The sequence below is a fragment of the Mycobacterium sp. E802 genome (genome assembly GCF_001666875.1).
Classification (GTDB): domain Bacteria; phylum Actinomycetota; class Actinomycetes; order Mycobacteriales; family Mycobacteriaceae; genus Mycobacterium.
Window position 1 is genome coordinate 1 of sequence record NZ_LZJD01000167.1, and the last position, 14,494, is coordinate 14,494.

Sequence of the window (14,494 nt, forward strand, 5' to 3'; positions counted from 1 at the left end):
TGCCGGCATCCGCCGCGCGTTTCGGACGGGTACCCGATGTTCCCGACTATTAGCGACAACTCAGCGACAATCGCCACACGGACAACCCGCGCCTCACCAAACCCATTGTCGCTGATGATATTTGACACTCTGGGCTCATTGGCCTCTTGAACATCACCAGTCCAACGTCCGCATGCGAGCGACTGTGTCGCTGATAGCTGGACATGCCCAATTCTGCGACAGATGAGGAAATAAGAGCCTCAACTGACGTAAGTAAACACCGAGGTCGGGGCGAACGGTGCCTATGGTGCTCAAGTGGCGATTGTCGCTGAGTTGTCGCTAATAGTCGGGCACCTCGGCCCCCATCCGATTTCCGCGACACGCCGAAGGTGCATCGCGCCCCGGAACCATCGACCCGAGGCAATCGCCTCGAGATCTTGTGCAGAGATGTTCTGCCGAGGTCGCACGGTACCCTCGTCACGATGTCCCCCGAGGCTTGGAGCTGCGCTAGATGGTGTTCGACGCCGTAGGTAATCCCCAGACGATTCTGCTGCTCGGCGGCACCTCAGAGATCGGGCTCGCGATCTGTGAGCGCTACTTGCGCGACGCATCCGCCCGCATCGTGCTGGCCGCGCTGCCCGGCGACCCGGGACGCGACGACGCGGTGGCCCAGCTGCGCAACGCCGGCGCCAGCGCGGTGGAGGTCATCGACTTCGACGCGCTCGACACCGCCAGCCACCCCGACGTGATCGACAAGGCCTTCGCCGCCGGTGATGTCGATGTGGCGATCGTCGCATTCGGCCTGCTCGGCGATGCCGAGGAACTGTGGCAGAACCAGCGCAAAGCCGTTCAGATCGCCGAGATCAATTACACCGCAGCGGTTTCCGTCGGTGTGCTGGTCGGCGAGAAGATGCGCGCCCAGGGCTACGGCCAGATCATCGCGATGAGCTCGGCCGCCGGCGAGCGCGTGCGCCGGTCCAACTTCGTCTACGGCTCCACCAAGGCCGGGCTCGACGGCTTCTACCTCGGCCTCGGCGAGGCGCTCCGCGAATACGGCCCCCGGGTGCTGGTGATCCGTCCCGGGCAGGTGCGCACCCGGATGAGCGCCCACGTCAAGGAAGCCCCGCTGACCGTCGACAAGGAATACGTGGCCGAGCTGGCGGTCACCGCGTCGGCCAAGGGCAAGGAGCTGGTCTGGGCGCCGGGGGCGTTCCGCTACGTGATGATGGTGTTGCGGCATATCCCGCGGTCCATCTTCCGCAAGCTCCCCATCTGATGCAGGCGGTCCGCTCAGGCAGGGTGGCCGGACACATGGTGATCGCCCTGCTGCTCGCCTCGGCCGTGGCCGGGGTGTCGATCGCGGCGATCGCCCAGGTCCAATGGCCGGCCTACAACACGTCCAACCAACTCCATGCGCTCACCACGGTCGGCCAGGTCGGCTCGCTGGCCGGCATCTTCGCCGCCGGACTGATCTGGCGCCGCGGCCGCCGCACCCTGGCCCGGCTGGCTGCCCTGGTGTTCCTGTCGGCGTTCTCCGTGGTCACCCTCGCCATGCCGCTGGGCGCCACCAAGCTGTACCTGTTCGGGGTCTCCGTCGATCAGCAATTCCGCACCGAATACCTGACCCGGCTGGCCGACACGCCCGGCCTCCACGACATGACCTACTTCGGGCTGCCGCCCTTCTATCCGGCGGGCTGGTTCTGGATGGGCGGTCGCATCGCCGCGGCCACCGGAACCCCGGCCTGGGAGATGTTCAAACCGTGGTCGATCGTGTCGATCACCATCGCGGTGGCCCTGGCATTCGTGTTGTGGGCGAGCATGATTCGCTTCGAGTACGCGCTGGTGGTCACCACGGCGAGCACCGCGGCCATGCTGGCCTACGCCTCCACCGAGCCCTACGCCGCGATCATCACGGTGCTGTTGCCTCCGGTGTTCGTGCTGGCGTGGTCCGGGTTGCGGGGCGGGGCCAGACACGGCGGCTGGGCCGCCGTCATCGGCGTCGGCATCTTCCTGGGCTTCGCCGCCCTGTTCTACACGCTGCTGCTCGCCTACTGCGCGTTCACGCTGGCCCTGATGGCCCTCGTGCTCGCCGTCGTTCGCCGCAACATCGACCCACTGCTGCGGCTGGCCGTGATCGCGGTGATCTCCGGACTGATCGCCCTGATCACCTGGGGCCCCTACCTGCTGGCCGCGCTGCGCGGTGAACCCGCCGAGAAGGGCACCGCCCAGCACTATCTGCCCGACGCCGGCGCCCAACTGACCTTCCCGATGCTGAGCTTCACGCTGCTCGGCGCGTTGTGCATGCTCGGCACCTTGTGGCTGGTGGTCCGCGCGCGCTCGTCGACGCGCGCTACCGCCCTGGCCATCGCGGTGCTCGCGGTCTATGCGTGGTCGCTGCTGTCGATGCTGACCACCCTGGCCGGCACCACCCTGTTGTCGTTCCGGCTTCAGCCGACGCTGACCGTGCTGCTCACCACCGCGGGCGCGTTCGGGTTCATCGAAGCAACACAGGCGATCGCGCGGCGTTACCAGCCGGACACCGGGCGCCGCGTCGTCACCGCCGCGGCGGCCATCGGCGTCATCGGCGCCGTCACGTTCAGTCAGGACATTCCCGACGTGTTGCGCCCCGACATCAACGTGGCCTACACCGACACCGACGGCACCGGGCAGCGCGCCGACCGCAGACCTCCCGGCGCTGAGCGTTACTACCGGGAGATCGACGCCAAGATCACCGAGATCACCGGGGTACCGCGCAACCAGACCGTGGTGCTGACCGCCGACTACAGCTTCCTGTCCTTCTATCCGTACTACGGCTTCCAGGGTCTGACGTCGCACTACGCCAACCCGCTGGCCGAGTTCGACAAGCGCGCCAAGGCCATCGAGAGCTGGGCGACACTGACCAAGGCCGACGACTTCGTGAAAGCGCTCGACGAATTGCCCTGGAAAGCGCCGACCGTATTCCTGATGCGCCACGGCGCGAACGACACCTACACCCTGCGGCTGGCCTCGGACGTCTACCCCAACCAACCCAACGTGCGCCGCTACCACGTCGCGCTGGACGCGGCACTGTTCGACGACCCACGCTTCGAGGTGAGCGACATCGGCCCCTTCGTCCTGGCGATCAGAAAGCCGACTCCCGATGGCGATTAATTCCGGCGCGGACACGCCGATAGCATCAGAGCCCGTGACGGGAGCGCAGGAAACCGCAGGCAGCAACCACCGGACTGCGCGGCTCATCGCGATCGTCGCCGGGTTGCTCGGCGTGCTGATGGCAGTGGCAACACCGTTGCTGCCGATCAAACAGACCACCGCAGAACTGAATTGGCCGCAGAACGGCACCTGGCAGAGCGTCAACGCGCCGCTGATCGGATACGTCGCCACCGACCTGACCATCACGGTGCCGTGCCAGGCCGCCGCCGGACTGGCCGGGCCCGACAACCTGCAAAACCGCAGTCGCACGGTCCTCCTCTCCACGGTGCCCAAGCAGGCACCCAAGGCCGTCGACCGCGGTCTGCTGATCGAGCGGGTCAACAACGACCTGCTGGTCATCGTGCGCAACACCCCGGTGGTCAGCGCCCCGCTGGATCAGGTGCTCAGCCCGGCCTGCCAGTACCTGACCTTCACCGCGCGCGCCGACAAGGTGACCGGTGAGTTCGTCGGGCTCACCCAGGCCGCCGCCGACGACACCACCGACGACCCCGACGCCCCGTTGCGCGGGGAACGCGGCGGGTACGACTTCCGCCCGCAGATCGTCGGCGTCTTCACCGACCTGTCCGGCCCCACACCCGAGGGCCTGAAGTTCTCGGCCACCATCGACTCGCGCTACAGCAGCGCCCCGACGCTGCTCAAGCTGCTGGCGATGATCATCGGGGTGGCGATGACCGTCATCGCGCTGGGCGCCCTGCACGTACTCGACAAAGCCGACGGGGTTCGGCACCGCCGCTTCCTGCCGCCGCGCTGGTGGTCGATGACACCGCTGGACGGACTGGTCACCGCCGTCCTGGTGTGGTGGCACTTCGTCGGGGCCAACACCTCCGACGACGGCTACATCCTGACCATGGCCCGCGTGTCCGAGCACGCCGGCTACATGGCCAATTACTACCGCTGGTTCGGCACCCCGGAGGCCCCGTTCGGCTGGTATTACGACCTGCTGGCACTGTGGGCGCACGTCTCCACCGCGAGCATCTGGCTGCGGCTGCCCACGCTGGTGATGGCGCTGGCCTGCTGGTGGGTGATCAGTCGCGAGGTGCTGCCCCGCTTGGGCCACGCCGTCAAGACCAACCGCGCCGCCGCCTGGACCGCCGCGGGCATGTTCCTGGCGTTCTGGCTGCCGCTCAACAACGGCCTGCGCCCCGAACCCATCATCGCCCTGGGCATCCTGCTGACCTGGTGTTCGGTGGAACGTGGCGTGGCCACCAACCGCATGCTCCCGGTGGCCGTCGCGATCATCATCGGCGCGCTGACCCTGTTCTCCGGGCCCACCGGCATCGCCGCCGTCGGCGCGCTGCTGGTGGCCGTGGGGCCGCTGAAAACCATTGTGGCCCGGCATACCTCACGCTTCGGCCACATGGCCCTGCTGGCGCCGATCCTGGCCGCCTGCACCGTGACGATCATCCTGATCTTCCGCGACCAGACGCTGGCCGGTGAGATCCAGGCCAGCTCCTTCAAGTCCACCGTCGGCCCCAGCCTGGCCTGGTTCGACGAGCACATCCGTTATTCGCGCCTGTTCACCTCCAGCCCCGACGGTTCCGTGGCGCGACGCTTCGCGGTGCTGACCCTGCTGGTGGCGCTGGCGGTGTCGGTGGCGATGACGCTGCGCAAGGGCCGCATCCCCGGCACTGCCGCCGGCCCGAGTCGGCGCATCATCGGCATCACGATCATCTCGTTCCTGGCGATGATGTTCACACCGACCAAATGGACTCACCACTTCGGTGTGTTCGCCGGGCTGGCCGGCTCCCTGGGCGCACTCGCCGCCGTCGCGGTGACCGCGGCGGCGATGAAGTCCCGACGCAACCGGTCGATGTTCGCCGCGCTCGTGCTGTTCGTGATGGCGCTGTCGTTCGCCACCGTCAACGGCTGGTGGTACGTCTCCAACTTCGGTGTGCCGTGGTCGAACTCGTTCCCCGAATGGCACTTCGGGTTCACCACCATGCTGCTGGGCCTCTCCGTGCTGGCCCTGCTGGCGGCGGCCTGGTTCCACTTCAGCGGCCGGGACAAGTCGCCGGACCCCACGCGCCGCTGGCAACGGATCGTGCAGTCACCGCTGGCCATCGCGGCGTGGGTGCTGGTGATGTTCGAGGTGGTGTCACTGACCTTGGCGATGACCGACCAATACCCGGCCTGGTCGGTCGGCCGCTCCAACCTGGAGGCACTTACCGGCAGGACCTGCGGGCTGGCCAGCGACGTGATGGTCGAGGAGAACGCCAACGCCGGCATGTTGGCCCCCATCAGCGAGCCGCCCGGTCAAGCGCTCGGCGCGGTCACCGCACAGGGATTCGGCCCGAACGGCATTCCTTCGGACGTCTCGGCCGACCCGGTGATGGAGCAGCCCGGCTCGGACAACTTCGCCGACAGCGACTCCGGCACCGTCACGGGCAGCGAGGTGGGCACCGAAGGCGGCACCACCGCGGCCGCCGGCGTCAACGGATCACGCGCCCGGCTGCCCTACGGGCTCGACCCCGCCACCACCCCGGTGCTGGGCAGCTGGCGGGCCGGCACCCAGCAGCCCGCCATCATGCGCTCGGCCTGGTACCGGCTCCCTGACCGCGACAAGGCCGGCCCGCTGCTGGTGGTCTCAGCCGCCGGCCGCTTCGATCCGGGCGAGGTCGTGGTGCAGTACGCCACCGACGAGCAGGCCGCGGAGAACAAGCCGGGCGGCGGCATCGGATTTGCCGACGTGGGCGCCGCCCCGGCCTGGCGCAACCTGCGGGCCCCGATGGCGGCCATCCCGCGGGAGGCCACCCAGATCCGGTTGGTCGCCTCCGACGACGACCTGGCTCCCCAGCACTGGATCGCGGTGACCCCGCCGCGCATCCCGCAGCTGCGGACCCTGCAGGAGGTCGTCGGCTCGTCCGACCCTGTCCTGCTGGACTGGCTGGTGGGCCTGGCGTTCCCGTGCCAGCGGCCGTTCGGCCACCAGTACGGCGTCACCGAGGTGCCCAAGTGGCGGATCCTGCCGGACCGCTTCGGCGCCGAGGCCAACTCCCCGGTGATGGACTACCTGGGCGGCGGCCCGCTGGGCATCTCCGAACTGTTGCTGCGGCCGTCGAGCGTGCCGACCTATCTGCGCGACGACTGGTTCCGGGACTGGGGATCGTTGCAACGGCTCACACCGTGGTATCCCGACGCCGAACCCGCCCGTCTGGACCTGGGCACCGCGATCCGCAGTGGACTGTGGAGCCCGGCTCCGCTGCGACACAGTTAGGACACAGCTGGGACAACACTGCTGAGCCCGCGGTAGGGCAAAAGGGCGTTCACATACGGGTCGCATAACATCGAGCCTCGTGCCTTCCGATGAACCAACCGACCGTGTTGTGAGCATCGCACGCCTGATCGCCGTCATCGCGGGCATCGCGGGCGTGGTGCTGTGTGCCCTGGTGCCACTGCTGCCCGTCAAGCAGACCACCGCGACCATCCAGTGGCCGCAGGGCACCGACGCCGAAGGCAACATCACCGCGGTGACGGCCCCGCTGGTGTCGGGTGCGCCGCTGTCGCTCGACGTCTCCATCCCCTGCACCGCGATCGCGACCCTGCCCGCCGCGGGCGGTCTGGTGTTCTCCACCATCCCGCCGGGCGGCATCGACGCCAGCCGCAACGGCCTGTTCGTGCGGGCCAACGCCGACACCGTGGTGGTCGCCTTCCGCGACTCGGTGGCCGCCGTGGCCCCCCGCGACGCGATCGCCGCCGGCGGCTGCAGCGCCCTGCACGTGTGGGCCAACCTCGGCGGTGTCGGCGCCGACTTCATCGGCATCCCCGGTGCCACCGGCACCGCGGCCGTCGAGAAGAAGCCTCAGGTCGCCGGTCTGTTCACCGATCTGAAGGTGGCGCCGCAGCCCGGGTTGAGCGCCCGCGTCGACGTCGACACCCGCTTCATCACCTCACCGACCCCGCTCAAGCTGCTGGTCATGGCCCTCGGCGTGCTGTGCGTGGTGGCCTCGATCGTGGCGCTGGCCGTGCTGGACGGCCGGAGCACCCATCGGGTGCGCGGCGCGTGGCGACGGTTCGTCAAGGTCCCGGTCGCCACCTGGATCGCCGACATCGGCGTCATCGGCGGCCTGGTGCTGTGGCACCTGATCGGCGCCATCTCCTCGGACGACGGCTACAACCTGACCATCGCGCGGGTGTCGGCCGACGCCGGCTACACCGCCAACTACTTCCGTTACTTCGGCGCCACCGAGGCCCCGTTCGACTGGTATCAGTCCGTGCTGGCCCACTTCGCCTCGATCAGCACCGCGAGCGTGTGGATGCGGGTGCCGGCAACGCTGGCCGCCATCGGCACCTGGTTGCTCTTGAGCCGTTGGGTGCTGCCCCGGCTCGGCCGCCGCGTCGCCCTCAACCGCGTCACGATGTGGACCGCGGGGGCGGTGTTCCTGGCCGCCTGGCTGCCGTTCAACAACGGCCTGCGCCCCGAACCGCTGATCGCCTTCGGTGTGCTCGCGGTGTGGGCGCTCGTGGAAAATACGATCGCCAGCCGCCGCCTGTGGTCCACCTGTCTGGCCATCATCGTCGCCGCCTTCAGCGTCACCCTGGCCCCGCAGGGCCTGATCGCGCTGGCGCCCCTGCTGATCGGGGCCCGCCCGGTGCTGGGCGTGATTCGGAGCCGGCGTCTCGCCCTGCCCGCGGTGGCTGCCCTGGCCGGCTCGGCCGCCCTCGTGTTCGTCGTGGTGTTCCGGGACCAGACGCTGGCCACCGTCGCCGAATCGGCCCGGATCAAATACACCGTCGGCCCGACCATCTCCTGGTACCAGGAATTCCTGCGCTACTACTTCCTCACCGTGGAAGATTCCGTGGACAGCTCGCTGACCCGGCGCTTCGCCGTGCTGATCATGCTGCTGTGTCTGTTCGGCATGATCGCGGTGCTGCTGCGTAAGGGCCTGGTCCCCGGGCTGGCCAGCGGGCCGGTGTGGCGTCTGCTCGGCACCACCGCCGCGGGTCTGCTGCTGCTCACCTTCACCCCGACCAAGTGGGCCGTGCAGTTCGGTGCCTTCGCCGGGTTGGCCGGTGCGCTGGGCGCGGTCACGGCGTTCGCTTTCGCGCTGGTGGGCCTGCACAGCCGACGCAACCTCGCGCTCTACGTCACCGCGCTGCTGTTCGTCCTGGCCTGGGCCACCTCCGGCACCAACGGCTGGTTCTACATCGGCAACTACGGGGTGCCGTGGTTCGACCGTCAACCGGTGATCGTCGGCCAACCCGTCACCACGCTGTTCCTGTTCCTGGCGATCGTCACCGCGGTGCTGGCCGGCTGGCTGCACTTCCGCATCGACTACGCCGGGCACACCGAGGTGGCCAACACCCGGCGCAACCGGGTCCTGGCCTCCACCCCGCTGCTCGTGGTCGCCGTCATCATGGTGGTGCTCGAGGTCGGGTCGATGGCCAAGGGCTTCGTCCAGCGCTATCCCGTCTACACCACCGCCGCGGCCAACGTGCGCGCGCTGAGCTCCGGGCTGTCAGCGGACAGCTGCGCTATGGCCGACGACGTGCTCGTCGAGGCCGATACGAATGCCGGGATGCTGCAACCGGTTCCGGGTCAGACCTACGGTGAGTACGGGCCCCTGGGTGGGGCGAACCCGGTCGGATTCACCCCCAACGGCATCAGTGACACCCTGGAGCCGCCCAAGCCGGTGGTGGCCAACCCGGGCACCGTCAACTCCGACGGCTCGCCCAACAAACCCAACGTCGGCATCGCGTACGCCGCGGGCACCGGCGGCGGGTACGGACCCGTCGGCGTCAACGGCTCCCGGGTGTTCCTGCCGTTCGGCCTCGACCCCGCCCGCACCCCGGTGATGGGCAGCTACAAGGAAAACACCCTCGCGGCCAAGGCCACCTCGGCCTGGTACCAACTGCCGCCCCGCACCCCGGACCGCCCGCTGGTCACGGTCGCCGCAGCCGGCGCCATCTGGTACTACGACGAGGAACACGAGTTCCACTACGGCCAGTCCCTGAAGTTGCAGTGGGGCGTGCACCGCCCCGACGGCAGCTTCGAGGCACTCAACTCGGTCCAGCCGATCGACGTGTTCGCCCAATACGCCTGGCGCAACCTGAGATTCCCGCTGGCCTGGGCGCCGCCGGAGGCCAACGTGGCCCGGATCGTCGCCGACGATCCGAACCTGAGCGATGACCAGTGGTTCGGATTCACCCCGCCGCGGGTGCCGACCCTGCAGACCGCGCAGGAATTCCTCGGCTCACAGACCCCGGTGCTGATGGACATCGCGACCGCCGCGAACTTCCCCTGCCAGCGCCCCTTCTCCGAACACCTCGGCGTGGCCGAGCTGCCGGAATACCGCATTCTTCCCAACGTCAAGCAAGTGGTGGTGTCGTCGAACATGTGGCAGTCCGCCCAGAAGGGTGGCCCCTTCCTCTTCATCCAGGCACTGTTGCGCACGTCGACCATCCCGACGTATCTCCGTGACGACTGGTATCGAGACTGGGGTTCGATCGAGAAATACGACCCGGTGGTGCCGCCCGGCCAGGCGCCCGTCGCCAACATCGATGAAGGAACTCAGCGAGTGTTCGGCTTCAGCCGGCCCGGACCGATCCGGGCCCTGCCATGACCACCACCGTGCGTGAACATCGCGCCGACAAGGACGTGAAGGTGGCCCGCTGGGTCGCGATGATCGCCGGGCTCATCGGCTTTCTGTGCGCGGTGGCCACACCGCTGCTGCCGGTGGTGCAGACCACTGCGACGCTCAACTGGCCCCAACAGGGCGAGCTGAACAACGTCACCGCACCGCTGATCGCCCAGACCCCGGCCACCATGTCGGTCACGGTGCCCTGTGAGGTGATCCGGTCGGTTCCACCCGAGGGGGCCATGGTGCTGGGCACCGCTCCCAAGGAAGGCAGGCAGGCCGCGCTCAACGCGTTGTTCGTCAACGTCAACAGCAAGCGCGTCGACATCACGGACCGCAACGTGGTGATCGCCAGCGTGCCGCGGGAGAAAGCCGCCGCGTGTGAACGCATCGAGATCACCTCGTCGGAGGACGGTACCTTCGCCACGTTCGTCGGGTTGACCGGTACCGACGGTAAAGAGATGCGCACCGGCTTCGCCGACCCGAACCTGCGGCCGCAGATCGTCGGAGTCTTCACCGAACTCAGTGGCCCGGCGCCACAAGGCCTTTCGCTTTCGGCGACGCTCGACACCCGGTTCACCTCCAAGCCCACCGTCCTGAAGCTGCTGGCGATCCTGCTCGGGATCGCCACCACCGTGATCGCGGTGCTGGCGTTGTGGCGCCTCGACCGGCTCGACGGGCGACGGATGCACCGCGTGATCCCATCGCGCTGGCGCACATTCAGTGCGGTCGACGTGGTGGTGGTCGGCGGGTTCGGACTGTGGCACATCATCGGCGCCAACTCCTCCGACGACGGCTACCAACTCCAGATGGCGCGGGTGGCCGACCACGCCGGCTACATGTCGAACTACTTCCGGTGGTTCGGCAGCCCGGAGGATCCGTTCGGCTGGTACTACAACGTACTGGCCCTGATGACCCACATCAGCGACGCCAGCATCTGGATGCGGCTGCCTGACCTGGTGTGTGGAGTGGTGTGCTGGCTGCTGCTGTCCCGCGAGGTGCTGCCGCGTCTCGGGCCCGCGGTGATCGCCTCGAAACCGGCACTGTGGGCGGCGGGCCTGGTGCTCCTGGCGGCCTGGATGCCGTTCAACAACGGCCTGCGTCCCGAAGGCCAGATCGCCACCGGCGCGCTGATCACCTACGTGCTGATCGAACGGGCCATCATTTCCGGCCGGCTCACTCCGGCTGCGCTGGCGATCATCTCGGCCGCGTTCACCCTCGGCATCCAGCCGACCGGGCTGATCGCCGTGGCCGCCCTGGTGGCCGGCGGCCGTCCGATGCTGCGCATCCTGGTGCGTCGCGGGCGCATCCTCGGCGTGTGGCCGCTGGTGCTGCCACTGTTGGCCGCAGGCACGGTGATCCTGTGTGTGGTGTTCGCCGACCAGACCTTCGCGACCGTGTTGGAAGCCACCAGGATTCGCACCGCGATCGGGCCCGCACAGGAGTGGTACACCGAGAACCTGCGCTACTACTACCTGATCCTGCCGACCGTGGACGGCTCCCTGTCGCGCCGGTTCGGCTTCATCATCACCGCGCTGAGCCTGTTCGCCTCGCTGTTCATCATGTTGCGGCGCAAGCGGGTTCCCGGTGTGGCCCGCGGCCCGGTCTGGCGGCTGATGGGCATCATCTTCGCCACGATCTTCTTCCTGCAGTTCGCCCCCACCAAGTGGGTGCACCACTTCGGCCTGTTCGCCGCGGTGGGTGCCGCGATGGCCGCGGTGGTCACGGTGCTGGCCGGGCCTGCGGTGCTGCGCTCGGCACGCAACCGGATGGCCTTCACCTCGGCGGTGTTGTTCGTGCTCGCCCTGTGCTTCGCCAGCACCAACGGCTGGTGGTACGTATCCAGCTACGGCGTGCCGTTCAACAACGACAAGCCCAACATCGGCGGAATCACGGTCAGCGCCATCTTCTTTGCGCTGTTCGTCATCGCCGCCCTGTGGGCCTACTGGCTACACCTGCGCCCCTCGGCCGAGGGGCGGTTGACCCGCGCGCTGACCGCCGCGCCGGTGCCGCTGGCCGCCGGCCTCATGGTGGTGGTGTTCGTCGGCTCGATGCTCTACGGGGTGGTGCGGCAGGAGGGCACCTACTCCAATGCCTCGTCGAACCTGCGGGCCTTCGCCGGCGGCTGCGGCCTGGCCGACGACGTCCTCGTCGAACCGGACACCAACGCCGGATTCCTCACCCCCGTACCGGGCGACTACGGTCCGCTGGGTCCGCTGGGCGGTGCTGCGCCGACCGGGTTCACGCCCAACGGCGTTCCGGATCACATTGTCGCCGAGGCGATCCGGATCACCGTGCCGATGCCGGGCATCGATGCCGACTGGGATGCACCGGTCGAGCTGAAGACGCCGGGCGTGAACGGATCGACCGTTCCCCTGCCTTACGGACTCGATCCCGCGCGTGTGCCGCTGGCCGGCAGCTACGTCGAGGGCCCCGCCCAGCAGGAGAGCAAGCTCACCTCGGCGTGGTACCAACTGCCCGCACGCGACGACGCTCATCCGCTGGTCGTGGTCACCGCGGCCGGGACAATCACCGGCAACAGCATCTTCAACGGCCGCACCGAGGGCCAGGCCGTCGAGCTGGAGTACGGGCGCACCGGTCCCGACGGCGCGCCGGTGCCGGCCGGTCGCGTGGTGCCCTACGACCTGGGCCCCATCCCCTCCTGGCGCAACCTTCGGTTCGACCGCGACGAGATCCCGTCGGACGCAACGTATGTCCGGGTCGTCGCCGAGGACAAGTCGCTGTCTCTCGGGGACTGGATCGCGGTCACCCCGCCCCGGGTGCCCGAGGTCAAGACCGTCCAGGAGTACGTCGGCTCCGAGCAGCCGGTGCTGATGGACTGGGCGGTCGGCCTGGCCTTCCCGTGCCAGCAGCCCATGTTGCACGCCAACGGCGTCACCGAGGTGCCGAAGTTCCGTATCACCCCGGACTACAACGCCAAGATGAAGGACACCGACACCTGGGAGGACGGCATCAACGGCGGCTTGCTGGGCATCAGTGACCTTCTGTTGCGCCAGCATGTGATGGCCACCTACCTGAATAAGGACTGGGGCCGGGACTGGGGCTCGCTGCGTAAGTTCGACACGATCGTCGACGCGACGCCGGCCGAGATCGAGCTGGGCACCGCAACGCATTCCGGGCTCTACACGCCGGGGAAGATCCGCATCAAGCCGTAGCCTCACCACCGCCGGTTTCCACCTCAGGGTTGTTGCGACGCGAATATCGCAGCCCTGCGGTGGAAATCGGCGCTGTGTCTAGCGGGTGCGCAGCTGCGCCAGCGCCCGAGTCGCGGCATGGGCGCCGCACATGCCGTGCGCGCCCGGACCGGGCGGGGTGGCCGCCGAGCAGATGTACATGCCCGGGATGCCGACGTCATAGGGCGCCAAGGTGATCCGCGGCCCGAACGTCAACTGACGGATGTCCTTGGCGCCGGTGCAGATGTCGCCGCCGACGTAATTGGGGTTGTACACCGACAGCTCAGTGGTCGATCGCACGGCGGTGCCGACGATCCGATCGGCAAACCCGGGCGCGAACCGTTCGAACTGCGCGATGATGGCCGCGGTGGCGTCGCCGGTAAACCCGTGCGGCACATGGGCATAGGCGTAGATCGGATTGATGTCACCGGCCGAACGCCCAGGGTCGGCCACATACTGCTGGCCCACCAGAACAAACGGCCGACGCGGCATGCGTCCGGCATGGATGTCACGTTCGGTGGCCGCGATCTCGTCGAAGTCACCGGCCAGATGCACGGTGCCGGCCCGGCCCACGTCCGGGTTCGTCCACGGCACCGGGCCGCGGATCGCGAAGTCGACCTTGAAAGCGCCGGGGGCGTAGCGGAATCGGCGGTAGCCGCGGGCCGCCCGACGCGGCATCCGGTCACCGAGGATGTCGGCGACCGCCGTCGGAACGAGATCGAACATGGTGATGTCGGCTTGGGGCAGTTGGGCCGCACTGGTGATCGCGGTCCCGGTGTGGATTTTGCCACCGAGCTCGGCCAGCACTGACGCCAGCGCGTTGGTGATCGCTTGAGAACCACCCTCGGCCACAGCCCAGCCGTGCCGGTGCCCGGCGGTCACGATGCCCAGCCCGATCGCCGAGGTCATCGGGTAGTGCAGCGGCCGGAACGTATGGGCCGCAACGCCGCCGAACAACGCCCGGGCAGCCGGAGTCCGGAAGATGCGCGCGAACACCGCCGCGGGCAGAACTGTGGGGGCACCAAATCGGGCCAACGCCAATGGGTGCGCCGGGATGCGCAGCAGCGGGCCCATGACGTCGTCGGCCAGGGTGTCGAATCGGGCCGACGGGCCAGCGAACACCGCCCGCCAGCGTGGGCCGTCGATGCCGAGCCCGGCCGCCGTCTGCTCGACACTGCGGTACAGCAGACCGGCGCCACCGTCGTCAAGCGGATGGGCACAGTCGATTTCGGGCCAGCGCCAACGCAATCCGTGCCGCTCCAGCTCGAGGTCGGCCAGGAATGTCGAGGCGACGGCCATCGGGTGGATCGCCGCGCAATGATCGACCACGACGCCCTCGAGAGTGCCGGAGCGCACTCCCCCGCCGATCTCGTCGGCGGCCTCCAGCACGGTGACCTCGTGACCCGCGCGGGCCAACACGATGGCGGCCGCAAGTCCGTTCGGTCCACTGCCCACCACTACTGCCGTACCCATCGGCGCCCCCTTCACCGTCAGCCTAGCCAACTGAGCGCCCAGCCAACTCCCGCCGCCTGTGGA

General features: G+C 68.5%; 6 protein-coding genes. 5 read left to right on the top strand and 1 reads right to left on the bottom strand.

What is annotated here, in order from left to right; translation table 11 throughout:
* Positions 1-490 precede the first annotated feature (490 nt).
* The 5 genes from A5699_RS24765 (at position 491) to A5699_RS24785 (ending at position 12,940) form a co-directional block, all read left to right on the top strand.
* A complete protein-coding gene (locus A5699_RS24765; RefSeq protein ID WP_067775355.1) occupies positions 491-1,255 on the top strand; it encodes a decaprenylphospho-beta-D-erythro-pentofuranosid-2-ulose 2-reductase in 765 nt (254 codons plus the stop codon).
* A gap of 35 nt (positions 1,256-1,290) precedes the next feature.
* Complete coding sequence (locus A5699_RS24770) at positions 1,291-3,129, top strand: galactan 5-O-arabinofuranosyltransferase (protein ID WP_067775358.1); 1,839 nt, start codon at positions 1,291-1,293, stop codon at positions 3,127-3,129.
* Positions 3,119-6,403: an arabinosyltransferase domain-containing protein gene (locus A5699_RS24775; RefSeq protein ID WP_197508381.1), complete on the top strand. Its 3,285-nt coding sequence runs from the start codon at positions 3,119-3,121 to the stop codon at positions 6,401-6,403. Before A5699_RS24770 ends, A5699_RS24775 begins: the two co-directional genes overlap by 11 nt.
* Positions 6,404-6,482: 79 nt before the next feature.
* Positions 6,483-9,749, top strand: a complete 3,267-nt coding sequence (locus A5699_RS24780) for an arabinosyltransferase domain-containing protein (protein WP_067775365.1) — start codon at positions 6,483-6,485, stop codon at positions 9,747-9,749.
* Positions 9,746-12,940 carry an arabinosyltransferase domain-containing protein gene (locus tag A5699_RS24785; RefSeq protein WP_067775368.1) on the top strand — a complete coding sequence of 1,065 codons (3,195 nt, stop codon included), beginning with the start codon at positions 9,746-9,748 and terminating at the stop codon, positions 12,938-12,940. Before A5699_RS24780 ends, A5699_RS24785 begins: the two co-directional genes overlap by 4 nt.
* 78 nt (positions 12,941-13,018) lie before the next feature.
* Here A5699_RS24785 and A5699_RS24790 read toward each other — a convergent pair whose 3' ends face one another.
* Entirely contained in the window at positions 13,019-14,431 is a 1,413-nt protein-coding gene (locus A5699_RS24790; RefSeq protein ID WP_067775370.1) for an NAD(P)/FAD-dependent oxidoreductase, read from the bottom strand.
* Positions 14,432-14,494 lie beyond the last annotated feature (63 nt).